The sequence below is a fragment of the Psychrobacter sp. SZ93C1 genome, from assembly GCF_015864635.1.
Lineage (GTDB): Bacteria > Pseudomonadota > Gammaproteobacteria > Pseudomonadales > Moraxellaceae > Psychrobacter > Psychrobacter fozii.
Window position 1 is genome coordinate 307,793 of record NZ_JADYWY010000003.1, and the last position, 25,651, is coordinate 333,443.

Annotated in this window: 18 protein-coding genes; 9 read left to right on the forward strand and 9 right to left on the reverse strand. The window is 44.5% G+C overall.

Translation table 11 applies throughout. The annotated features are described in order from the left end of the window. Positions 1 to 347 precede the first annotated feature (347 nt). Positions 348 to 5,792, forward strand: a complete 5,445-nt coding sequence (locus tag I6E83_RS05930) for a YadA-like family protein (protein WP_197100357.1) — start codon at positions 348 to 350, stop codon at positions 5,790 to 5,792. Between the two features lie 291 nt (positions 5,793 to 6,083). Here the strand turns inward: I6E83_RS05930 and I6E83_RS05935 are convergent, their stop codons facing one another. Together I6E83_RS05935 and maiA are read right to left on the reverse strand one after the other, a co-directional pair. Beyond that, entirely contained in the window at positions 6,084 to 7,265 is a 1,182-nt protein-coding gene (locus I6E83_RS05935; RefSeq protein WP_197100358.1) for an acyl-CoA dehydrogenase family protein, read from the reverse strand. 210 nt (positions 7,266 to 7,475) lie between these two features. Then, positions 7,476 to 8,123, reverse strand: coding sequence for a maleylacetoacetate isomerase (gene maiA, locus I6E83_RS05940; protein ID WP_197100527.1), 648 nt, complete (start codon positions 8,121 to 8,123; stop codon positions 7,476 to 7,478). A 121-nt stretch (positions 8,124 to 8,244) separates the two neighbouring features. Between maiA and I6E83_RS05945 the strand changes: the two genes are divergently transcribed. Further along, positions 8,245 to 9,102: an IclR family transcriptional regulator gene (locus I6E83_RS05945; RefSeq protein ID WP_197100359.1), complete on the forward strand. Its 858-nt coding sequence runs from the start codon at positions 8,245 to 8,247 to the stop codon at positions 9,100 to 9,102. A 67-nt stretch (positions 9,103 to 9,169) separates the two neighbouring features. On the opposite strand, the gene I6E83_RS05950 is transcribed toward I6E83_RS05945, so the two are convergent. The 5 genes from I6E83_RS05950 to I6E83_RS05970 form a co-directional block, all read right to left on the reverse strand. Beyond that, positions 9,170 to 10,222 carry a TRAP transporter substrate-binding protein gene (locus tag I6E83_RS05950; RefSeq protein WP_197100529.1) on the reverse strand — a complete coding sequence of 351 codons (1,053 nt, stop codon included), beginning with the start codon at positions 10,220 to 10,222 and terminating at the stop codon, positions 9,170 to 9,172. 139 nt (positions 10,223 to 10,361) lie between these two features. Beyond that, complete coding sequence (locus I6E83_RS05955; protein WP_197100360.1) at positions 10,362 to 10,937, reverse strand: VOC family protein; 576 nt, start codon at positions 10,935 to 10,937, stop codon at positions 10,362 to 10,364. 124 nt (positions 10,938 to 11,061) lie between these two features. Continuing rightward, positions 11,062 to 12,363: a fumarylacetoacetase gene (gene fahA, locus I6E83_RS05960; protein ID WP_197100361.1), complete on the reverse strand. Its 1,302-nt coding sequence runs from the start codon at positions 12,361 to 12,363 to the stop codon at positions 11,062 to 11,064. A 268-nt stretch (positions 12,364 to 12,631) separates the two neighbouring features. Next, the gene (locus I6E83_RS05965) at positions 12,632 to 13,828 is read right to left on the reverse strand and encodes an aromatic amino acid transaminase (RefSeq protein WP_110922861.1); all 1,197 of its coding nucleotides are present in this window, start codon (positions 13,826 to 13,828) and stop codon (positions 12,632 to 12,634) included. Between the two features lie 271 nt (positions 13,829 to 14,099). After that, complete coding sequence (locus tag I6E83_RS05970; RefSeq protein WP_110923089.1) at positions 14,100 to 15,029, reverse strand: LysR family transcriptional regulator; 930 nt, start codon at positions 15,027 to 15,029, stop codon at positions 14,100 to 14,102. A 161-nt stretch (positions 15,030 to 15,190) separates the two neighbouring features. Between I6E83_RS05970 and hppD the strand changes: the two genes are divergently transcribed. From hppD to nhaC, 4 genes are all read left to right on the forward strand, one after another. Further along, positions 15,191 to 16,291, forward strand: a complete 1,101-nt coding sequence (gene hppD / locus I6E83_RS05975; RefSeq protein ID WP_197100362.1) for a 4-hydroxyphenylpyruvate dioxygenase — start codon at positions 15,191 to 15,193, stop codon at positions 16,289 to 16,291. Positions 16,292 to 16,447: 156 nt separating this feature from the next. Beyond that, the gene (phhA, locus tag I6E83_RS05980) at positions 16,448 to 17,377 is read left to right on the forward strand and encodes a phenylalanine 4-monooxygenase (RefSeq protein WP_197100364.1); all 930 of its coding nucleotides are present in this window, start codon (positions 16,448 to 16,450) and stop codon (positions 17,375 to 17,377) included. Between the two features lie 310 nt (positions 17,378 to 17,687). Beyond that, entirely contained in the window at positions 17,688 to 18,032 is a 345-nt protein-coding gene (locus I6E83_RS05985) for a 4a-hydroxytetrahydrobiopterin dehydratase (protein ID WP_197100366.1), read from the forward strand. Positions 18,033 to 18,084: 52 nt separating this feature from the next. Continuing rightward, a complete protein-coding gene (nhaC, locus tag I6E83_RS05990) occupies positions 18,085 to 19,473 on the forward strand; it encodes a Na+/H+ antiporter NhaC (protein WP_197100368.1) in 1,389 nt (462 codons plus the stop codon). A gap of 139 nt (positions 19,474 to 19,612) precedes the next feature. On the opposite strand, the gene I6E83_RS05995 is transcribed toward nhaC, so the two are convergent. Together I6E83_RS05995 and I6E83_RS06000 are read right to left on the reverse strand one after the other, a co-directional pair. Then, entirely contained in the window at positions 19,613 to 19,978 is a 366-nt protein-coding gene (locus tag I6E83_RS05995; protein ID WP_110924387.1) for a DUF3817 domain-containing protein, read from the reverse strand. 231 nt (positions 19,979 to 20,209) lie between these two features. Continuing rightward, a complete protein-coding gene (locus tag I6E83_RS06000) occupies positions 20,210 to 21,385 on the reverse strand; it encodes a siderophore-interacting protein (RefSeq protein ID WP_197100370.1) in 1,176 nt (391 codons plus the stop codon). 151 nt (positions 21,386 to 21,536) lie between these two features. Here I6E83_RS06000 and I6E83_RS06005 point away from each other — a divergent pair, with 151 nt between their 5' ends. From I6E83_RS06005 to fhuB, 3 genes are read left to right on the forward strand one after another with little or no spacing between them, the layout of a single operon-like run. After that, positions 21,537 to 22,301: an ABC transporter ATP-binding protein gene (locus I6E83_RS06005; protein WP_197100372.1), complete on the forward strand. Its 765-nt coding sequence runs from the start codon at positions 21,537 to 21,539 to the stop codon at positions 22,299 to 22,301. Positions 22,302 to 22,361: 60 nt separating this feature from the next. Beyond that, positions 22,362 to 23,408 carry an ABC transporter substrate-binding protein gene (locus I6E83_RS06010; protein WP_227680831.1) on the forward strand — a complete coding sequence of 349 codons (1,047 nt, stop codon included), beginning with the start codon at positions 22,362 to 22,364 and terminating at the stop codon, positions 23,406 to 23,408. Continuing rightward, entirely contained in the window at positions 23,405 to 25,558 is a 2,154-nt protein-coding gene (gene fhuB, locus I6E83_RS06015; RefSeq protein ID WP_227680832.1) for a Fe(3+)-hydroxamate ABC transporter permease FhuB, read from the forward strand. The genes I6E83_RS06010 and fhuB overlap by 4 nt, the downstream gene beginning before the upstream one ends. Positions 25,559 to 25,651: the final 93 nt, after the last annotated feature.

Here is a 25,651-nt window from a genome sequence, read left to right on the forward strand (position 1 = left end):
TCGATAAGAGCATATTTTTAGGTAAATAAGTGGACAATTGTATTTTTTTATGATTTTATACCATTCTTTATATTCATTTTTCGACATATATAAGACAGTCGGTATTAAAGTCAAGACAAACGGCATTGTCTCTCTGTATATATTCGGTAATACTAATATATACAGAGAGTAATAAAGATTTCAAGAAATAAAATGTCTTATTTTTCAACGATTAACACAAACAATAACCCATAAAGGCCTCACTGCTATAAGCTCATAAATCATTTTATTTCGTCATAACAACTCTCTACAAGATGGATCTTGTCTTTGGTTTTTAATTCTAACCATTCTGTAAGGGAGTACATGTCATGAACCGCATTTATAAAGTCATCTGGAATGAAGCCTTAAGTTGCTTTACCGCAGTCGGTGAGTATGCGAAGGGGCGTGGTAAGTCTTCCAAATCTAGTGTGAGCGCTAATGCTACCATCAATACAACATCTAACCTGTCTTCTATTCATACCTTGCGCTTGAGCGCGATAGGGCTTGGGCTGCTTGCGGCTGGTTTTGGTATGCAAGCAAATGCTGAGGTCAATCATTCCAATATCATTCATATTACGGGTCACCAAAGCCATGGCAACGGAAATGGTTATGGCCACGAAAGCCATGGAAATGGTAACGGTTATGGTCATAATAACAATGGCAACAATGGCAACAATGGCAACAATGGCAACAATGGCAACAATGGCAACAATGGCAACAATGGCAACAATGGCAACAATGGCAACAATGGCAACAATGGCAACAATGGCAACAATGGCAATAATGGCAACAATGGCAATAATGGCCTGAAATTTGATGGTGATACTGGTGGCACCATCATACGAAAACACGGCAAAACGTTAAATATTAAAGGTGGCGAAGCTGATACCACCAAGCTTGCTAGCGGCAATAACATAGGTGTGGTGGCTGATGGAAGTGATACCTTAACCATCAAACTGGCAAAAAATCTAACCGATCTAGAAAGTGCGATCTTCAATGGCGGCGTTGTCATTTCATCTACTGGTATCAATGCTGGTCATAAAAAAATCGTTAACGTAGATAGTGGTTTGATTAGTGCTAGTAGCAAAGAGGCGGTTAATGGCTCGCAACTGCATAGCTTAAGCAACACAGTAGCAGCGAATAAAACCAAATACTATAGCGTAAATTCAACCGCTAGCGGTAATTTAAACAATGATGGGGCAACAGGTTATAACGCCATGGCGATGGGTGGCAATGCAAAAGCAACTGGCAGTCAAACCATTGCGATTGGTAGTTCGGAATCTGGGCAACAAACGCTGGCGAGTGGTGAGCAATCTATCGCTATCGGTGCAAATGTCGTCTCACGAGGTGGATCTTCTATTGCCATTGGTGGAGACGATTTAAACTTAGCATCGATATATAATCTCGATGGTACTATCACTGACACTACTCTGAATAGTGGGACAGTGAATACCGCGTTTAACGAATATGCTGGTCGAGATTTATTGGATCTAAACGATCCCTATACTGGGCACACCGAATCGGGTGGTGCGGCTTCCATAGCAATCGGTGTTAAAGCCCGTACAGAAGGTCATCTTGCGACAGCGATAGGTACACATGCTAGCGCTTCTGAAACCGCTTCATCCGCATTTGGTGTGGCATCTTCCGCTACCGAAAAAGGTGCGTTGGCGCTTGGTGCAGGTGCTCAATCTGCTACCCAAAATGGCGTGGCACTGGGATCAAAATCCATTGCTAATGTCGCAGGTGGAGCCACTGGATTTGTGCCAATAGGAACTTTATTAATTGATGAAAATGCTATTATGGCGACAAAAAGTGTGACACTCGGCGCTGTATCAGTTGGTACTGGGTCAGAGGGTGGCAATCGTCAGATTGTCAACGTTGCTGCAGGTACGAATAATAGTGATGCAGTGAATGTCGCGCAGCTAAAGGGGCTGCAAAACGGTATCAACAGCACACTTGATAAAGGTATGGATTTCGGCGGTGATACTGGTACTCCTATCAACCGTAAACTCGGTGAACAGCTCATTGTAAAAGGTGGGGAGACTGATAGTGCAAAGCTGTCTAATAACAACAATATCGGTGTGGTTGCTGATGGATCTGATACTTTGACTCTTAAACTGGCAAAAGACGTCACAGGTTTAGATAGTGTTACTACAGGTAATATATTGCTAAACACAGATGGTGTCAGCTTCTTGGGTGGCAGTACTGTTAGATTAAGCAGCAGTGGTCTTAATAATGGCGGCAATCAAATTACAAACGTCGCAAGTGGTGGTACAACAGCATCCAACGCTGCGAACATCGGCGACTTGAACAAAGCGATTACTGATGTGTCTGACTTGGGATTTGCATTAAAAGCTGCTGATGGCAACACTGTATCTAAGCCACTGGGACAAGCAGTCGAGGTGGTTGGCTCTAATAACAACATCGACACACGAGTAAATAATGGCAAAATCGAAGTTGAACTCAATGACAACCTTGATCTAGGTCATTATGGTAGCGTGAAAATGGGTAGTAGCTCACCCTTTGGACTGGGACCTGTCACGACCGTTAATAAACTGGGCCTGAAAACAGGTAATGCACTGCTTAATACTACTGTTAGTGGTTTGGGTATTGCAGTCTCCTCACCTTTATCTACGACTCTTATATCTAGTAATGGTGTCAATATTATTGGTGGTCCAAGTGTCACTAAGAGTGGTGGTATTGATGCTGCTAATAAGAAAATCACAAACGTCGAGGCAGGCACAACTACTCTTGATGCAGTGAATTTTGGTCAATTAGAAGATGTATCAAATGTGGCAGATAGCGCTATACAGAATGTCATTACTCAAATAGATAGTACTGATGTCAAAACACTCAATAAAACTGACAATACCGCCAATTTCCTAACAGGTGATAATATCGTTCTCACCGCTGAGGATGGTGGTATTAAGGTCGCTACAAAAAATGAAGTTGCTTTCACTAGCGTCACTACAGGGGATACATTGCTAAACACAGCTGGTATCAGCTTCCTTGGTGGCAGTACCGTCAGATTGAGTAGCAGCGGTCTTAATAATGGTGGTAATCGAATCACCAATGTAGCGGATGGTAGCGCATTAGGCGATGCCGTCAATGTTAGTCAGCTCAACAGTTCATCTGCCGCTGCTAGAACCAAGGTTGTCAAAGGAACCAACGTATCTAGTGTCGATTTTTCAACCGATGGTGTCACAGGGCAAGACGTTTACACAGTCAATGCCAATGGCGTGACTACCTCAGCAGGATCTTCGGCCGTTACAGTTACCGCAGGTGACAAAGACATGGCGACTAATACGACTGACTATGCAGTTGACTTGAGTGAAGCTAGCAAAGCCAGTTTAGTGAAAGCTGACAGTGCCATACAAACGGTCATTACTCAAATAGATGGCGCTGAGGTAAAAACGCTTAATCAAACTGACAACACGGCCAACTTCCTAACAGGAGATAATATTGTCTTAACCGCTGAGAACGGTGGTATTAAAGTGGCGACAGCAGATGAAGTTGTTTTCAATAACGTTACTACAGGCGATACATTGCTAAACACGGATGGTGTCAGCTTCTTGGGTGGTAGTACAGTTAGCCTAAGCAATAGTGGTCTCAATAACGGCGGGAATAAAATCACTAACGTAGATAATGGTGAGGAAGATACAGATGCTGTCAATGTTGGCCAGTTAAATGCAACCAATAGCACCGTTGATTTGGGTTTGAACTTTACCGGAGACGATACAGCAGTTGTCGTCAATCGCAAACTAGGTCAGACATTGACAGTTCAAGGCGGCGCAACAGAATTAACTGAGAACAATATCGGTGTCATCGCTGATGATGAAGGCAATCTAAACGTTAGATTGGCTGAAGATGTGGTACTTGGTAAAAATGGTAGCGTGAGAATGGAAAACACGGTACTGAATAATGCAGGTATCACCATAACTGATGGCCCTAATCAGACCATTACGCTTAGCAATGAAGGGCTTGATAATGGTAATAATAGAATTATCAAAGTCGCTGAAGGAATTGCACCAAGTGATGCCGTCAACTTTGCACAGCTCACAACGACCAATGATGAAATTGCCAAAGGTATCAAAATAGGTGACGGTAATAGCGACAATGATCAGCAATTTGCATTGGGTGATACTATCAATGTCACAGGTGATAGCAACCTGACTACTATTGCTTCTGAGACCGGTGTTCAGGTCAAGCTAAATAACCAACTAGACCTAGGGGATACTGGCAGTATGCAAGTAGGTAATAGCATCATGAGTGATGCAGGCTTTACCTTCGTTAATAATGGCTTAGGTAGAATGGTTTCACAGGTCTCATTGAGTAGCCGTGGCTTAGACAATGGAGGCAACACTATCCGCAACGTTGGGGAAGGTGTGCTAGATACAGATGCTGTAAATGTTGGGCAATTAAAAGAAGTGACTATTGCCTTAGATCAAGGGTGGGGAGTTACGGCTCAAGGTGATATTGCTACCATGGTCAAACAAGGAGATGCTCTCGATCTGAACAGTAGAGATGGTAATATCAAAGTATCTAGAACATCAGTGAATGATGCCAATGCCTTTGCTGCTAGTACGGGACTACAAGATGCAGCAATACCTACCAATGCTAATGATATTAGCTTTGATCTAAACCCAGATATCATCTTAGATAGTGTAACCACTGGTGATACCATTATGAATGACAATGGGTTGACCATTGCAGGTGGTCCAAGCGTCACGAAAAGTGGCATTGATGCCGCTAATAACAAAGTCACCAACGTCCAAAATGGTGAGGTAACAGCTGGCAGCCAAGATGCTATCAATGGCAGTCAGCTTTATGCACAAGGGAGTGGTATCAGCAGCATTATCGGTGGTGACACTGTTTACAATTCTGAGAGTGGTACGTTCACCAATAGCAACATCGGTGGAACAGGTGAGGGCAATATAGATAGTGCGATTGCTTCTATCAGACAAGGCACCATTGAAATCAATGAAAATGTGCAGGTCAACACCACGAACATTGCCACTAACACAACCAATATTTCTACCAATACAAATGATATCGCTACGAATACTAGTAATATCACGACCAATACAACTAATGTCGCTACGAACACTAGCAATATTATGACTAACACCACGAACATTAAAACCAACACGGACAAGCTTGATGCTGGACTTAACTTTGGTGCAGACAGTGGCGCTAATATCAGTAAGCCAGTTGGAGACGGTAGTGTCCTGAGCTTTACAGGTGGCAATAACATAACCACTACCGCAGAGGGCAGTAGTATCAAGTTTGATTTGAACGGTAACATCAGTGTTGATAGTGTCACAGTGGGGACGACGGTTATCAATAATAGTGGCATCAGCATGCAAGATGGCCCAAGCATGACTGCTCAAGGTCTATATGCTGGTAATCAGCGCATAACAGGTGTCGCTGATGGCGTCGAAGCGACTGATGCTGTCAACTACAGTCAATTGAGCGCGCTAGATAGCAGACTCAATAACAATATGAGCGATCTAGGCTATAAAATTGGTGAAGTCGAAGAGAATGCTAACGCTGGTATTTCAGCAGCAATGGCGATGTCTTCATTACCACAAGCTTATATTGCAGGTAAGTCAATGATCAGTGGTGGTGTTGGTACGTATAATGGAGAAAGTGCGGTTGCTGTTGGTTTCTCCAAATTATCGAATGATGGTCGTTGGGTCATGAAGATAAATGGTACCGCAGATACTCAGGGCAATGCAGGCGGCGCGATTGGTGCAGGCTTCCATTTTGATTGAAGAGGTTGTTCAATTATGATTGTCAATCAAATACAAAAAAGCAAGACATCGAATGTCTTGCTTTTTACGGGTAAGTAATAGGTGTTTTACGCAATTGTTAAGCAGTAAATTCTAAGCAATAAAAAGCGCTTGTACTTTACGTTGTACAAGCGCTAGTACCTATTATAGAAGTCACATTCATATAGTTGAGTTCAAACAATTTCGATACTTTTGATACAAGGAAGCCGAGTGCAAACTATACATGAGTATGTTTAGCGAGGATGACAATGTAGCGGATTTGTATGGGTTTGACTATACTCTAAACATCGCAGCATTTGGTGTTAATCCAACATAGGCCATGCCTGCTTGATTCATCCAATGAGGCTGCACAATGCCGTGTTGCAAAATCGCATGAATGTCTCTATGCGCTCTTTCTATTTTATGTTGTTTATACAATGAAGCAGTGCCCGCAACCGCATAGATTTCAGATACCATCGCTCGAGCTTCTCTGGCAGCCTCACATGATGCTGCCCAGACATCCGCAAGTTGCACATCGGTAAAGGTATTCTGTTGCTGCGCTTCATTCCATAATGTCTCGACGCTATCCTGTAACTGTAAGCGCCTAGATGCTAATAGGGTTTTACTCTTCGCGATGGTAGCTTGTACGGTGGCGCGGTCGCGTAGATCTGGGTTCTTACCAGGCGTGACTCTCTCAAGACACATATCAATCAAGTCGTCCATTGCGGCCTTTAATACACCTAGAGACATGGCAGCACAACCTGCTGCATTGATACAACCAATAGGCAGGCGACTATAAGCATTGTCGATGGTGACAGGGCTATCAAACCCAACAGCATAAGCTTCTTTTACAAAGGCATCTTTGATGACTATGTCGTGACTGCCTGTACCATTCAATCCGCCAACATTCCACGTATCAATGACTTCTACTTCTGTCTTTGGAATAAAAAACAGTTTTAGATTCGCTCCTGGCCCCAGAGTGGTTGGAGAACCTTCTGAGACCACCAAACAGCGCAGCACAAACCAATCAGCCAATTCACATCCGGATACCAGTGTCCATCGACCAGATACCATATAGCCATTATCGACCACTGTGGCAACGCCCTCGGGACGTGCTGAGTTGGCATAAACGTGGGAGGGGTCGTTGTATATCTCTTTCATACTAGACTCGTCTAAAAACCTGCCAAACGTACACGCTAAATGGTTATTCCAAACGATCCAAGCCACTGAAGCTTCAGCACTGGCTAATGTCTCATACACTTTCAAGGTTTCTACAGGGTTGCCTTCCCATCCTCCCAATGATTTTGGCAATCCCATTCTAAATAGTGCCGATTCTGAAAGCTGCTTGACCACGGTCGGTGCAATTTTTCTAGCGGCTTCAGTATCCTCTCTAGCGGATACAGCTAATGGGCAAATTTCATTGGCTGCATCAGAGGGTAGAAGGTCTGTCTTGTTTAGCGAAGTGTTATCGTCCATTATCCCCAACCTTTTATAATTGATAAAACAGTGTAATTATTTATAATCAATGAATTTTAATTAATTCTATATTTGATATATAAAGTATTTTATCAAAAATATCCAACAGTTGCTCACTATATAATCAATAATTTGCATATATGCCATACTGTATTGAGAGAAGAGCGATTAGAAGGGATGTAATGATATTGGTTAGTCATCTTTAGCGACTTATTGAGACTTTGGTGCATCAGGTTGCTGCATAGGTTCTGCGTCTGCAAAGGCTTTTAGCGTGCGGCAATGCGCATCAATGTCTATAATATTGGGATAAGCGCTGAGGTCTACTTTGAAGCGGCGAGCAGAAGCGACTTGCGGAATGAGATAGCAGTCTGCAAACGTAGGGCTGTCACCGTAGCAAAACTTTCCACGAGTTTTATCTTTTGCCAGTATTTTTTCCAAAGCGGCAAATCCTTCGCTAATCCAGCGATTGCACCATGCAATCACATCTTCCTCGTCTACCGACAGCTCCTTGCGCAGGTACTGTAAGATGCGGCGGTTATTAAGTGGGTGGATATCGCAACCAACCATAGCGCTTAACGCGCGTACATGCATACACCCAGCAGCATTATTAGGCAATAATGGCTGCTCAGGGTAGACCTCTTCTAACCACTCCAAGATAGCTGGACTTTGATATAATAGTAAATCGTCAGTCTGTAGGACAGGCACCAGTCCTTGCGGATTAATCGCTTTGAAGGCAGATTCTAACTGTTCATCCTGTGCCAGATTGATCGTGATATCATCGTAATCCAAGCCTTTTAGGTTCATCGCGATACGAGTGCGGTAAGACGTGCTACTACGAAAGTAGCCATAAAGTGTCATCATGATTCATGTCCTTATGGGGATGTGTTTTTATAAGAATAAGTGTTATTTCGATTGAAAAAACCACTATCAAGCAAACCATCATTAAAAAATAATCAAGCACACCAGAATCGAGCAAATCATGCCAGCAGACAAAACCCTTATAGACAGTTCTATCACCAGTAAAAACCAAAGTGGCGTCCAGTCGCTTGAGATTGGGCTGTCGATTCTAGATGTGCTGATCGACCGCAATGAGCCTATGATGCTAAAGGATATCGCTGAAGCCATGCAAATGCATCCAGCAAAATCCCATCGTTACTTGGTCAGCCTCATCCGCAAAAACTATGCGCGTAAGCTCGATGATGGTCGCTATGGGCTTGGCGATAGAGTCAATGCATTGGCATCATTAGGACATACTGGACTCAACCAAAACAATCTATTGGCACGCCTCACACAAGTGGCTAATGAAATCAAAGACACTTTAAATTGCGGTGTGCAAATTGCCAAATGGTTTAGTGAAGGCCCTATTATTATTCAGTCCGTTGAGCCAGACAGTCCGATTAGCATCATCACTCGCATCGGCTCGCGTATGCCCTTGACGACATCGGCCACAGGGCAATTATTTGCCAGTTATCAACCTGAAGCCGTCATTCAGCCATTGGTCACAGCTGAATGGTATCCAAGCGATACCGCAGCAGATATGGCAGGGAAGTGGCAGCACTTTGTCCAGCTGCAAGCCAACATTCGTACTCAAGGCTATGCGACAGTGACGGGCGATATGCTCATGGGTATTAACGCCATTACGATTCCTGTCATATTGCCACAGCTTGCCAGTAGCGCTGTTAACCTATCTGCGAGTAGTGATAAAACTGTTAACGAAGCGCTACCGCTAGAATATGCCATCACTATCATTGGAACGACAGAGCAGTTACCGATGAGCGAGCAACATAACGTGGTTAAGCAAATACTGGCGATAGCACAGCGTTATCAAATTGCCTAGCCAGTATGTGGTGCTATAAGCTAGGGCGTGCCTTCAATTCACGCCATAGTCATTTGATATGTATCCTTTAGACCATACAGGCGCTACTGGCCGCTTTTGCTTTTTCGTATACGTTGTCAGCGTCTAGGCCAGTCGCATTCACTTCATCAAGGTAATGTTGAGAGCCTTCCATTAATGGGCCTCTCCAATCTGGGTCATTGAGTGGATCAGGAATATCAATCATAATATCGCCTTTTGCTTTGGCGGCGGCCATCGCTTTGGCATTGCTGACGTCAAATACTTTAGAGATATGTGCTGCCAGCTCTGCGCCAGAATTGTCATCAATCACTTTTTTGAGGTCATCAGGCAAGCTGTTATATTTCTCTTTGTTCATACTGATCACAAACGTAGAATTATAAAAAGGAATGTTGGTGTGTGTATTGATTAACTCATCAAGGCGAAACGCTTGAATAGGTTGCCAAGTAAAACTGAGTCCATCAATGACACCGCGCTGCAGAGAGGTATAAGTATCACTGGCAGGCATGCCGACAGGTGCAGCACCAGTGGCTTCGATAATATGGCTCGCAACCGCAGACGGTTGGCGAATACGGAGACCTTTCATATCAGCTGGTGTACGAATCGGTTTATCAACCGTATGAAGTGCACCTTGTCCAGTGCCTATCAGCGCTAGCAAGTGAGTGTCTTCGTACTCGTCTTTAATGACACCCTCGTCATATAGTTTATGAAGTATACAGCTCTGCTGCTGTGCAGTATTTGTGATGCCTGGCAACTCTACGATTTGAGTCAAAGGGAATCGTCCTGCTGTATATCCTTGCGCTTGCATACCAATATCCACACTACCTTTCGCTGTAGCATCATAAGTAGACCCTGGTTTGCTGAGCGTCGCAGAAGGGTATATCTCAACCTTTAATCGGCCTTTTGAATCCGCTTCAATTTTCTTTGCCCATGGTTCTAACGCTTCGGTGTTTATATTGTCAGTGGCAGTCATAAAATGCGAGAAGCGCAATGTCGTCACTTCACCTGTATTCGTAGATGTGCTGACCGATTGGTCGTTATTGGAGCAGCCAGTCATCGCAATCGAGGCAGCTAAGAGTATTCCTAAGGGTGCTTTTACTTTCATCATAGAATCCTTTCATGATGGTTAGATATCGTGTGCTATCTTTTGCTACGTAGGGTGTGTCACTAATCATCACTTTTAAGCTTAAAGCGATGATTAATTAGTCATATGAAAAAAGGTAGCAAACAGAATGATAGGGCAATTACTCACCGACAGGCGCGATTTCTCTTGCTTCAGCCAACTCTTCACTGTGCAAAAACTGCGTATGTGCTGGGGCGCGTTTGGTACGAGACCACTCATCTAGCATGTCTTGCTTGATGGCGTCTGTAATCATCGAGACTTTGTCTTCTGAGGTCGGATCGTCATAGGTCAACTCAAGACGATGCCCATTGGGATCAAAGAAGTAAATTGAGTGAAAAATGCCGTGATTGGTCACGCCAATGACGTCAATGCCACCTTGTTCTAAATGCTCTTTGGCAACTAGTAGCTCATTACGATCTTTGACCTTTAGCGCCAAATGCTGCACCCAATTTGGGGTATTTGGATCAAAGCCCATTTCAGGTTGGTTGGGCACTTCAAAGAAAGCTAAAACATTGCCACTACCAGCATTCAAGAAGACATGCATATAAGGGTCAAAGGCTTTGGTTGAAGGTACATGGTCTTCTGCGAATGCTAAGATGAAATCCATGTTTAGGTGTTCTTGATACCATTCGACGGTTTCTTTGGCATCTTTGCAGCGATAAGCCACATGATGAATTTTTTCAATGGTAAAGCTCATATCAAACTCCTTTTGATAGGGCGTATCGTTAATATCAGTAGACAAACTGCCAGTGCTTATAGACGGTATATCATCGTTGTCTGACAGTTTACATCTACTTTTACGCCTTTTTTATATACGGTTGTTATTTATCAAAATCAAAGCTAAGCGCTGGTAATACCTTGCCGCGCACTTCACCAAACCCAACACGAATGCCATCTTTTTCGCTATAGCCTTTCATAATGACCGTGTCACCATCTTCGATAAAGCTGCGTGTCTCGCCGCTTTTTAGCGTGACTGGTTTGGTAGCGTTCCAAGCAATCTCTAGCATCGAGCCATAAGAGTCAGGCGTTGGGCCTGAAATCGTACCTGAGCCCATCATGTCACCGACTTCAACTTTGCAGCCAGTGATGGTGTGATGGGTAAGCTGCTGTGCCATGGACCAGTACATGTATTTAAAATTGGTCTCGCAAATGACCGTCGCTGCTTCTGCATCTTTAGGTAGTAACTCAACCGATAGATGGATATCAAAGCTGTTATCGCTCGCTTTTTCGTTCAGATAAGCAAGCGGCTTGGGTTCTTGTGCTGGACAAGCTGTTTTAAACGGTGCCAGTGCATCCATGGTGACAATCCAAGGAGAAACCTCAGAAGCAAAGGTTTTGGCATTGAATGGCCCTAAAGGCACATATTCCCATTTTTGGATATCTCGTGCCGACCAGTCGTTGAGCAGCACCATGCCAAAAATATGATCAGAGGCCTCATCTACGGCGATTGGTTGACCGATATGATTGCCTTTACCAACGACAAATGCAGTCTCTAATTCAAAATCCAAGCGCTTACAGGCAGAAAAAATAGGACGGTCATCAGGATTGGGTTTTAGCTGGCCTGATGGGCGTACGATATCCGTTCCGCTCACGATGACGGTGCTGGCGCGTCCGTTATAGCCGACAGGCATTTCAGTCCAGTTAGGCAATAGGGCGTTGTTTGGATCACGGAACATGGTGCCGACGTTGGTCGCGTGCTCTTTAGAAGAGTAAAAATCAGTAAATCCGGGCACTCGTACAGGCAAATGTATGGTGACGTCTGCTTGTTTAAACAGTGCCTTTTTCTGCAAGTCTGCATTGTCACGTAAGATGTCATTGTCGCTGGATAGTAGCGTTTGAATGGTTGTACGTGCCTGCTTCCAGTTGTCTCGACCTGAGTCGATAAAAGCATTTAGAGTGGATTGATCAAAGTATGGGCCACCATCTAAGCTTAATAAGCCTTCGGCTTCGAGTACAGATAGATCCAATACGTGCTCACCGATGGCAACACCAGCGCGGCGATTGTTATCACCAGCCGTATCTTTGGTATCGCTAAAAATACCATAAGGGAGATTGTGGATTGAAAAGTCAGAATCAGCAGCGATATCGATAAAAGAGGTGAGGCTTGTGTCAATCGTTGACATGGGTTTGCTCCTTGCTAATATAAATTATGAATTACGTTATAATTAACTACTTACGTATAATGTAATTTATTGGTATATCGATTGCAAGTTTTTTTGTGCAATGTCTTTCGTAAAAAGCTTCTTTAAACAGTTATTACCGTTGTTTTGACTACATGGTTTTGACTAGGGCATGCCCTAAATACTGCACACAAAAAAAGGCTGAGCAATCGCTCAGCCTTTTTATTGATATCTGTTCTTTACTAGGTTACGTTTTTAATGCGTGATTAAATCAGTCTTTTAAGACTTCAACCATTGCATTGGCAACATAATCGATATTGCTGCTGTTCAAGCCCGCAACACACATACGCGAGTTAGATACCATGTAGATACCAAACTTGGTTTGTAGCTGTTCGACTTGCTCAGGAGTGAGACCAGTAAAGCTGAACATACCGTTTTGATCGGTCAAGTAATCAAAGCTACGACCAGGGATTTTAGCTTCTAATACTGATTTTAGCTTGGTACGCATAGATTTGATACGATCACGCATCGCGTAAACTTCACCAACCCATTGCTCATGTAATACTTCGTCGTTCATCACGATATCGACGACACGGCCACCATGTGATGGTGGGCTTGAGTAGATGCGGCGCACAGTCGCATTTAGCTGACCGAAGACGCGTTTGGCTTCATCTGCTGTTGGGCAAACGACAGATAGACCGCCGACACGCTCGCCGTATAGCGATAAGTTTTTAGAGAATGAGTTGCTCACAAACAGTGGCAGACCCATATCTACGGCTTTACGAATAGCATAAGCATCGCTGTCCATGTCTTCGCCAAAACCTTGGTAAGCAATGTCCATGAATGGAATCAATTCACGAGCTTGAATGACGTTTAGCACGGTATCCCACTGCTCACGGGTCAAGTCCATACCAGTTGGGTTGTGGCAGCAAGGGTGTAACAAGATGACGTCGTTTTTGTTCAATGTTTCAAAAAACGCAATCATCTCGTCAAATTTGATGCTACTGGTTGTTTTGTCGTAGTACGGATACTTACCGACTTCAACATCAGAGCCTTCAAAGATAGCAATGTGGTTGCCCCACGTTGGATCACTCACGTAGCACTTGGCTTGTGGGAACCATTGATGCATGAACTCTGCACCTACTTTCAACGCACCAGAACCGCCGATAGTCGCGATGGTCGCAACCAAATCGTCTTTTAAGATTTGAGCGTCTTTACCAAACAGCAATTCTTGACAGCCTTTACGGTGTCCTGGTAAGCCAGCCATCGGTAAGTATGGACGAGGAGATACTGGGTCTGCAATACGCTGCTCAGCGATTTTTACACACTCGAGTACTGGCAACTTGCCATCCTCATCATAATAGACGCCCACGCCTAAATTTACTTTATCTGGGTTGTTGTCTGCTGCAAACTTGTCCATCAATCCTAGGATTGGATCACCCGCATAATAATCGATACGTTCAAACATTTTTTTTCCTTACAAGAGATATAAATTGAGGCGTTAAAAAGAATAGAGCAAATCGGCCGTTAACTCAATATCAGATTCAGTTATTCTGGTGAATTTATAAAATAATTAACGAAGGAATGCCCTCAACTCAATCAATGGCCAGCTAGATGGGTTAAAAATGATCAAATCTTGCCAAACAGCATCAAATAGCCAGTTAGCGTTTCGATATTATCTGCGTCATCTTATCATTTGCTTTACCTTGCTCATTTTCTGAGTCGCCCAACAATAATACTCAAATACGCTGTAAATCGTTAAAGTGGCTCGAAAAATACGTTTGCAAAAACATCTTAAACGCGATGGTCGCTGGTGACAAAGCACGAGACGCCCGTTGATAGATAAAGAACTGACGCATTCTAACAGGCTGTGCCAGTGGCCGCATCTGTAACCCGTTGGCACTTACCCAGTCGATAACTTCGGGCATGTAGGGCAGGCACAGCGTAATGCCAAATCCTTGACGGGTCATCTCAAGCGCCGTGGACATAAAATTGACTTTATAGCGCGCTTGCTGGATATGAGTGGTGATACGCTCGTCCAGTTCCGCGGTCACTTGCTCTATAAATGGCCCTTGCAGCGTGATGAGTGGAATGTCTAATAAATCCTGCCATGTAATTTCACTCTTTTGTGCCAATGCATGGCTATCTGGCATGACCACGCAAAATGGCAACTGATATAACAAATCTGCCCTGATGTTATCCTCCGTCTCCGTAAAGTCAAGCTCGGTACCGACTCCTAAATCTACTTCGATATCTTGGATATGTCTCAGTAAGTTCTCTGCAGAGCAATCTACCAACGACACGCTAATCTCGGGATGTTTTTTGGCAAACTGAGCGATCACTGCTGGCATAGAGGAAGCTGCGAACTGGGAAACGGCCAGTCGCACTTGACCTTGCGCTAGGCTGGTCAAGCTACTCGCTTCATTTTCAAACAGTTGCATCTCATTCAAGATGCGCCGTGCTTGTGGCAATAGATGCCGTCCGACTGCGGAGAGAGATAGCTGGCGGGTCGTACGGTCGAATAACACGATGCCGAGGCTAGATTCTAATTCTTTGATCAAACCACTAACGGCAGATTGGGTCAAATGCATCTGATCGCTGGCACGAGTGAAACTGCCGTTGTCAGCAACTTGGATAAATGCGGTAAGTTGGCGAATGCTGATATTCATAAGTAAACCTGATAAATAAATCATAAAAAACAATTAGTCTTATAAATAAAGCTAATCTAATATAAATACAACGTCAACAATAAAGATTGATTACCAATCGTTTTATGGACTTTTACTACTAACCGACTGTTTACCACCAATTGAAATTAAGGATGATTACAATGGCAGATTTATTTGAAAACCCGATGGGACTAAATGGGTTTGATTTTGTTGAATTCGCCTCGCCTAAACCAGATGCTGTCGATGCACTATTTAAGCAGCTTGGCTTTGCACATGTGGCCAATCACCGTTCAAAGGACGTTGCGCTCTACCGCCAAGGTGACATCAACCTTATCCTAAACCGTGAACCAAAAAGCCAAGCCAGTTACTTTGTTGAAGAGCATGGCGCTGGTGCTTGTAGCATGGGCTTTCGCGTACAAAACTCCCAAAAAGCTTACGAGCGTGCTATCGAAATGGGCGCGCAGCCAGTAGACGTACCGACTGGTGTGATGGAGCTGAGATTGCCAGCAATTAAGGGCATTGGTGGTTCACTGATTTATCTGATTGACCGTTATAAAGATGGTGAGTCTATCTATGACGTCGACTTTGAATTTTTTGCAGACATCGATAGACGTCCTGTCGGACATGGTTTCAAAGTCATCGATCATTTAACCCATAACGTTTACCGTGGTCGTATGGCTTATTGGGCCAACTTCTATGAACGTATCTTTAATTTCCGTGAGATTCGCTATTTTGATATCAAAGGTGAATACACAGGGCTGACCAGTAAAGCCATGACGGCGCCTGATGGCAAAATCCGTATTCCGCTAAATGAAGAAGCCAAGCAGGGCGGTGGGCAAATCGAAGAGTATTTGATGCATTTCAATGGCGAAGGCATCCAACATATTGCATTGGCTTGCGACGATTTGTTTGGCAGTATCGATAAGCTCAAAGCGGCTGGTATTCCGCTCATGACCGCACCAACCGCTGCTTACTATGAAATGTTGAGTGAGCGCTTGCCAAACCATGGCGAGAACGTTGATGACCTGCAAACGCGTGGTATTTTATTAGATGGCACGACTGAAGGTGGCACACCACGTCTACTGCTCCAGATTTTCTCTGAAACCATCTTGGGTAGTCCAGTGTTCTTCGAGTTTATCCAACGTAAAGGCGATTATGCAGACGGCTTTGGTGAAGGTAATTTCAAAGCATTGTTTGAGTCGATAGAACGCGATCAAGTACGTCGCGGCACGGTTGGTCAGCCAGAGACTGAAACACCATAAAACCACTCTACACTCAAAAAATTCAACAACTGGACAAGACAAAAGGAGTTTGGCTTGTCCTCAAGTACTCTTCAATAAGTACGTTACCTAAAAGCACGAGTACAAATGTCACAAGTGCAAAGGTAACGTACGGATTTCGATAAAAGGAATGCAGGCATGGAACGCCTATCACATATAGACCTTCTCAATACAGCCATCGGTACCAATAGCGTTGCAACTAACAAGCAAAGCGACGATGCGCCCAGTCGTCCTAACGCGACGAATAAAAAACAACCTTACATATCGCATCAGCCAGATAGTAATGGTCATATTCACTACAGTGAGGATGAGCATGCGATGTGGCAAGCGTTGCTAGCGCGTCAAGCTCAGCATATACCCAATCGTGCTTGTACTGCATATCTAGAGGGTTTGAACAAATTAAACCTACCGACCACACGTATTCCTCAGCTACGAGATATTGACGAGGTATTACAAGCGACCACTGGCTGGCAAACGGCTGCTGTTCCTGCTTTAATCAGCTTTGGAAAATTCTTCAAATTATTGGCTAACAAATCTTTTCCAGTCGCAACCTTTATCCGCCGATTTGATGACATGGACTATATCGAAGAACCTGATATTTTTCACGAAATCGTCGGACATTGCCCACTATTGACCCATCCCGCGTTTGCGACGTTTAACGAGACGTATGGCAAGCTGGGTCTGAATGCCAGTAAAGAAGAAAGATGGTTTTTGGCAAGGCTCTATTGGTTCACCATCGAGTTTGGACTGGTCGGTCGTCACACTGAAAATCGTCGAATCTACGGCGGCGGTATATTAAGCTCGCCTTCTGAGACAGTGTATGCGCTCAGCGATGCATCTCAACAGCACCCAGAGCGGCAGCCCCACTCTTTACCAGAGCATCGGGCATTTGATTTACTTGATGTGCTGCGTACCCCTTATCGTATCGATCATATCCAGCCGATTTATTATGTCATTGATGACTTGGATACGTTATTTGACATCGTCGATAGCGATATCATGGGTACGGTCAAGCAAGCCATGTCACTTGAGTTGTTTGAACCAACATATCCAGAAAAAATCCGTTAAACCTCAAACGTAAATACAGTCATTTCAGTACGGAGTATTGAGATAGCAGCAAAGCTATCTCAACATGGATGTACGAGTATTAAAAAGATAGTTATTAGGGCATGTCCTCAATTCAATCGATAGTCATCTAAATGGGTTAAAAATGGCTAAATCTTGCCAAACAGCGTCAAATAGCTGACTAATATCTCGATATTATCTGCGCTATTTTCCTTGTTTGACTGCGATTTGTCTCATTTTTATCACCATTTTTAAAATGAGGGCACGCCCTAAAAACCGACATTAAAAATAGCCACTATAAAAGGATTTTATTATGACGACATTATCACAAGACAGCTGCGAAGCCTGCCGTATCGGCGCACCGAAAGTTGATGATGCTGAGGCGCGTGAGCTGTTACAGCAGATTCCTGATTGGTCGTTGATTGAAGTGGATGGTATCAAGCAATTACAACGTCAATATAAATTCAAAAACTTCGTCACCGCAATGGCATTTGCCAATCAGTTGGCAGACATTGCAGAAGCAGAGGGGCATCATCCGGGCATGCTGGTAGAGTGGGGCAAGGTGACCGTCACTTGGTGGTCGCATAGTATCAAAGGTCTACATCGCAATGATTTTGTCATGGCGGCTAAGACCGATCGCTTGCTAGATCAAGCGTAAAACGACTCGTCAATTCGAAAACTAAATTTAACTGGCAACATAAGGATGTGTGATGCCTCCAAGAATTCTCACCCATATTTCTCCTCAGCAAGCCTTCATCATATCAGCCATCGTCATCGGCATCATGGGTGTTACCATGATTGGCTTTGGTTGGGTGCCGCATTTATCATTGATACTCGCTATCTGTGTCTTACTGGGCATTGGCGCCTTTAAAGGACTGAGCTTTGATGACATGCAAGCACAAATGGCCTCAGGCATCATGCGCGGTATCGGTGCCATCTACCTCTTCTTCTTTATTGGTCTGATGGTCGCCGCTCTCATGATGTCTGGTGCCATACCCACCCTCATGTACTTCGGCTTTCAACTCATATCACCAGAGTACTATTATATTTCTGCCTTTGTGCTTACTTCTATCATTGGTATTGCACTGGGTAGTAGTTTGACTACCGCTGCGACCCTTGGTGTGGCGTTTATTGGCATGAGTAATGCCTTTGATGCCAATGTAGCAATTGCGGCTGGTGCCGTCGTCTCAGGAGCGTTCTTTGGCGATAAGATGTCACCCTTGTCTGATACCTGTACCATCGCCTCATCCGTTGTTGGTATCGATCTGTTTGAGCACATTCGCAATATGATGTACACGACGGTACCTGCTTGGATACTCACGGTTATCTTGTTCTGGATGTTTTCAGGCCAGACAGCGGGTTCTGATCTTAGTCAGGTGACTATTCTCCAAGGGCAGCTCATCGACAGTGGCTTGGTACATAATTATGCGGTATTACCGTTTGTGGTATTAGTTGGACTGGCTGTCTTTCGTGTCAATGCCATCTATACGATTATTTGCACCATTGCGGTGGCGCTTATCATCACTTATATACATAGCAGTCCAAGCTTTGGACAATTAGGTGGTTATCTGTTTGCAGGATATGCACCGGCTGAGTCACTAGAGCTGGGTGAAGTAGGGGGTATGCTATCGCGTGGCGGTGTACAAAGTATGTTCTTTACGCAAGCGATTGTGATATTGGCACTCAGTCTCGGCGGGTTACTCACGGCATTGGGTGTGTTACCGGCGCTGCTATCTGGTATTAAAGACACGTTAACGACATCAGGACGGGCGATCTTTGCGGCTGCGATGTCAGCACTGAGCATCAATGTACTTATCGGTGAGCAGTATTTGAGTATTTTACTGTCAGGGACGGCGTTTCGTTCGACGTTTGAGCGTTTGAATTTACATCCTAAAAATCTGTCTCGTACTATTGAGGATGCGGGGACGGTGATTAATCCGCTGGTGCCTTGGAGTGTGTGTGGGGTGTTTATCAGTCAGGCGCTAGGGGTGCCAGTATTAGATTACCTGCCTTATGCGTTTTTCTGTTATTTGTCGCTGCTATTAACGCTGCTCTTTGGCTTTACGGGAGTGACTATTAGTCGAATAAAGAGTCATTAAGTAGTAACTACCTTACTCATTACAAGAAATAAAATATCGAAGAGGATATTGATAAACTGGCAAAAAAATACCCCGATGAGCCTTTCATGAGAGGCATCGGGGTATCTTATTTAGCTGTATTAGAAAGATGTTTTTACGCTTACTTTTCTGCATTTTTGTTCAAAGTTTTTTTCAGAAAATGATCGAATACAAATGGTCCAAAGGGTAAAAATGATCCAAGGACGCCTGCAGGCATGGCCCAGAGTGGCATTTTTATTCTACCGACAGTAATTAGTAGGACAAGGATATAAGCGATAAATAATATGCCGTGTGCCATACCGATATATTTTACCGCTTCGGGCATGCCCATCATATATTTAAGTGGCATGGCAATACCCATTAACAATAAGAAAGAAGTGCCTTCTAGATAGCCGACAACGGTTAATATCTTTAACGATGAATGCTGTTCTTTGCTAAGGCCAGTTGTTTCACTGCTAGTGGGGCTGTTGGTCTGAGCTTGTGACACGTTGTGTTCCTTTCGGTATTATTGAATGCACCATATGATACTGGCTTTGTTCCATGCTTTGAAGGATTGCTTTGTGTCAATGACTATATAGTCCATTCTTAGGGTAGACCCCAGAACATGTTCTCACTTCAATCTGCTCAAAACGTGTATATTTCTCATCTGCTCAGCATCATTCATATAGACTCAGCTTTTACTGCCTCAGCTTTTATTATAGTAGTCTTTATGCCTGCTTCAGTCCTTACGCCAATAGACTTTAACGACCGCATCAGCGCGCTCTAATGTGAGTCTTTGTTTGAGTAACCGACGCAGTGATTTTGCAGCACCTGCTTCAAGCGCTCCCCAGACCTTATCAATTTTTAGCGGATGCGTGGCTAGATAGTCGCCCACCGTATTGTCTATCAACGTGGCTAACTCTTTTCCTGAATTTACCTGATCTGTCACTAATGGCAGTACTATAAATTTATTATCTGTATTGCTTTCTATGTCACTGCTCATGTTATCAGCGTTTATTTTAACGTCATTAAAATAAGCCTGATCTTTTTCATCTTGAGTAACACAGAGGATGAGTGGTGGTAGAGGATTGTCCCACAGCTCCAGTAAGCGTGCCACGGTTGGCATCGAAGTCTCATCTGCTACTAGCAGCGCTTGGCCTTCATGCAGATGCTCAACTTTCTCTGGAAACTCACGCTTACTGATCACGCTATCACCTGCTTGCAATGAGCTCGCCCAATTACCACCAGAAGTATCTCCGTGTAGAAACACATCAACCCATGCCTGCATGCAATCCGAGGTTGACCATGCTTTTCTTAATGTGTAATAGCAATGGGAGCGCGAAGGTCGATCATGCTCATCAGTGACGTTATGCTCTAAATCAAATAAGTACGCATAACCTGCTTCATTGACGGGTACTGGATTAGAGGTATTGGTTTCTGGTGCTGTCAAGACCAGACGCAGCATGTTTTCGCTGACCTGATAGCTGTCTTGTACGATAAATTTTTGCTCAGTCAGTTTGATGGTTTTTTTGCCGAGTTTTTTATCTGCGCGTTGTTTAAGCAAAATGTATTGCGTCTGTAGTTCGCTAAGCTGTGTGATAGGCGCGGTAAAGGGGATAAAAAAATCATGATATTGAACGGCTGTATTTTGATCGTCTGCGCGCGGATGCGCTGAATTGTTCGGCTGTACCCGTAATGCGACACCTTCAGCATAAATATCAGTCAACTGTATATCTGCGTTATCCATCTCATCGGTCGTCAGGGAAGTAAACGCCTTCAAAAATCCGAGTAACTCGTCGAAATGCTCTTCATTGATATGAGCAATAGTATGGGCAAGTTCTGGGATATCTAGGGAAGTGTAGACGTTTGATTGAATATCAGGCTCATTTTTAGCAGGGGAAATAGAATAGGTCATATATGTACTCACGAACAATTATGCATAAAAGATTAAAAGAGTTGTATTTTATCTTAATGATAATTGTTTTTATTACGGTTTACGAGTAAAATCGGTTTTTATTGGCTTTCCAATATAAATACCACGACTTAAATTAATGACGAGTATCGCTATGTTACGTGCAAACCAACTGACTATCAGTCGTCAAGGAAACACCTTGCTAGACAATGTGAGCTGTGAAATTGATACCAATCAATTGGTTGCTTTGGTGGGACATAATGGCTCTGGCAAGTCAACTTTGATCAAAGCGTTGGCAGGCGAGATGATAAGTAATGGCGGTAGCGTCAGCTTAGATGATCGTCCTATGAGTAGCTACAGTAGCAAGGAGTTGGCACGACAAATGGCATACTTGCCGCAGCAACTGCCTGAGGCTGCTGGGTTTACGGTACGTGAGCTGGTCATGCTAGGGCGTTATCCTCATCAAAAATGGCTACAAAAGCCTACTCGGATAGACAAAGATAAGGTCGCAGAAGCGATGCGTACCACACAAGTTGAGGCGTTCGCTGACCGTATTACGGCCACATTATCAGGCGGGGAGCGCGCGCGTGTTTGGCTGGCGATGTGTCTGGCGCAAGACACTCGATACCTGTTATTAGATGAGCCTTTGGCGGCACTTGATATGCATTATCAGCTTGAAGTGATTCAACTGATTCGTCGTTTGGTGGATGAGCAGGGCTTGAGTGTGATCATTATTGTCCATGATATCAATCTGGCCGCGCAGTATGCTGATCGAGTTATCGCACTGAAAAACGGCCAAGTGTGCCACAACGGTGATATCAAAAGCACCATGCAATCAGACATATTACACAATATCTTCAATGTCGATATGCAATTGCTCAGTCATCCTATTACTGGGCAGCCTGTCGCTATCGCTTAATATTTGCCTCATCTTTTTTACTCGCCTGTTTCATCTTATTCGCTCAAAAGATAGGTCGCTATGTTCCCTGCTCTTTATCAAAATAACCATTCTAAAAATGTCTCCAGACACGCCGTAAAACCGTCAAGCAAAAACTGCTCACCAGACTCTCCAAAGGTGCGACTAAAGAGGTTGTCTCTTGTCGTCAGCTTGGCATTAACCACTATGCTAACCGCATGTCAGGAGCCAGTGACTGAGCAAAAAGACGTTCAGGCAACTGCTCAAACAGCTGCTCAGGTAGACGGCGCACCGCATGTGAAAATTAATATTGCCTCGCCTGATTGGGGCAACGCAGCAACCTTGACGGCCATGGGCTATCCACCGATTGCCACGGGCGATGTTAGAGTATGGGACAGATGGGTAGGGACGCCGACATTACCGCCAGCGACGATTGATTTGGGTATTCGTTATCAACCTAATGCCGAGTTGGTAGCGCAGTTGCCAGTTGATTTGGTTGTAGATAATTCATTTTATCAACATGCCCGCAATTTATATGGTGATGTCCCTGCTGAATCTGTGATGTTCGCAGCCAAAGGGGATACCGCGACATGGGCCGATTATACTGAGCCAACTCGCAAATTAGGTAAGCTGATTAATGAGCCAAAATTGGCTGAAGATTATATTGTAAAAAGTAATGATGACATAGGCATTGCTAGTGAACGGTTGCAACAGCGCTATCCAAATGTAAAAAAATTCGCTGTGGTTCAGTTTGCTGATGCCAATAATATGCGTATGTATGTGGCAAACAGTTTGTTTCAGCCTGCATTGGCGCACATGGGCAAAGAGCTCGATGTGTTGGGTAAGGGCAATCAATGGGGTTTTGTACCGATACGTATGGGTGATTTGGCCACGTTAGATAATGATACTTGCCTATTGATTATTAATCCTTTGAGTCCAATCACGCGTGCTGAGATTGATGACAGTTTGATTTGGCAGCGTCTAAGCTATGGTCATGCTCGTTGTGTGGGCGAGTTACCGCCAGTATGGATCTATGGCGGCATGGCATCACTGGTCGGTTTGGCAAATAATTTATCAAATGTCACACTAAAAGGTGGTGCAGCCTCATGAGCATCCATACCGCCGAGCATCCTCATAACCTGCCTGCTGACAATACTACTAATAATGTTGATTCTATGTCCTCACTTTCATCGCCTTCGTTGTCTAAGCCGTTAAAGAACACGAAAAATCTACCAGACCCATTACCTCCATCTCCAGAGTCACCTCGGTCAGATGCTTCTACCTCTAGTGGTCTGTGGCGACTATGGAGCATGTTCATTGTGCTTCTGGCCTTGTCTCTATGGAGTGGTTGGACGTTAATCGCTCAAGAGTGGACACGCCCGATTGGTGATCTGTTGATGCCAAGCTCACAGTTAGATATTGCCAGTATGGCGAAACAGCTGCATTTGGTTGCAACCAGTATCGTGGCAATATTGGCAGGTGGACTGCTTGGGGTCGTCAGTATTTTACTCCAGCAATTGGTCAAAAACCCATTGGCATCAGATACCACTTTGGGTGTCGGTGTGGGTGCGCAACTGGCCATGCTAATCGTGACCTTGTTTTTGCCAAGCTTGGCAATTTATGGTGGTATTTATGTCGCGTTTGTCGGTGCGATTATCAGTATGGGTTTGGTATTTGCCTTGTCAGCACCCAGTCGCTTTAACCCGTTGATTTTAATACTTGCCGGCTTAGTGGTAAATATCTTACTCGCTGCTGTGGCCAATGTATTGGTGTTGTTTTTCGCGGAGCGCAGCAATGGTATGTTGTCATGGGCTGCAGGGTTTTTGGCACAGAATAGCTGGCATACCAGTACGACGCTATCGATAACCTCAGTTGTGATGCTGGTCGTATGCCTGCCATTGTTAAAACCACTGACGCTAATGAGCTTAGACGACTTACAAGCCAAGCGTTTAGGCGTACCTATTAATAGTATCCGCGCGTTGGTGGTGTTGCTCGTCGCGATCGTAACTGCATTGGTCGTGAGTGAAGTTGGGCTGATTGGCTTTATCGGATTGGGTGCTGCTAGTCTGGTCAATGCGCTGGGTATTTCTTCTATTAGCAAGCGTTTAGTCGTCGCCTTCGTATTGGGTGCGCTATTACTATGGCTGACCAGTAATGTTGCGCTATTGCTAGAGCCTATACTTGATATGCAAATTCCAGCAGGTGCAATGACGGGTATCCTCGGTGCTCCGTTAATTATCTGGCTGATTTTGCGTCAGCGCCGTGAGCAGATAGAGACCGTAACCCCAATGATTACCGGTAAGGATAAACCGGTCGTATTATGGCGTTGGGGTATTGGTGTGGTTGCGCTCATCGCGTTGGCATGTTTGTTCGTCCAAGATATCAATGGCTGGGTATTCAGTACCGACTGGGCCATTACTCAGCAATATCGACTGCCTCGCAGTTTGAGCGCGGCGGCAACAGGTCTAATGCTTGCCATTGCTGGTGTGCTATTACAAACGCTCACGCGCAACCCAATGGCAAGCCCAGAAGTATTGGGGGTCAGCTCGGGCGCTGCGCTTGGCGTTATTTTAGGGTTTTTACTGCTGCCTAGTTTGGGGTTGTCCGCAGGTGCGGGTACGTTGCTCATCTCAGGATTGTCTGGTGCCATGGCGGTGTTGCTATTGGTTATTTGGCTGGCACGTCGAGTAAGCTCGGGCTATCTATTATTGGTCGGTATTGGGATCGCTGCCATGATGGATGGGGTGATGCATATGGTGAAGATATCTGGCGACCCGCGTCTAGAAGCGATGCTTAGCTGGCTATCAGGAACGACCTATAGCGCCCAGCCTAGTACGGTTTGGTATCTTATTACGATTGCCTTTATTCTGTTTGCACTCAGTTTGCTGGTAGTAAAACCTTTGCGTATCCTAGGTTTGGGTACAGGTGTGGCTCGTAATTTGGGCGTCGCCGTCAAGCCCGTGACCCTTGCATTGTTGGTATTGGTAGCGGCACTGAGTACGGCCAGTACATTGGCTGTCGGGCCACTGAGCTTTATTGGCTTGATGGTGCCACATTTGGCAACGTCGCTAGGTGCGATAAAGATTGAGCGTCAATTGCCATTGGCCGCCTTGCTCGGTGCAGGTGTGATGGTGATAGCAGATTGGATAGGGCGTTATGTTATCTTCCCTTATGAGCTGCCTGCGGGTACTGTGGCGGCCATTATTGGTGGCGCATATTTCTTATGGCTGATTCGCAAAGTGCCTGTTTCTGCTAGTTGATGGTTCTCGTATTGGTAAATCTGTTCAGTGCTAAAGATATAATGAGTAACCTTTGAGCTTGTATGTTGATATGTGAATAGTATTAAGCCCCAT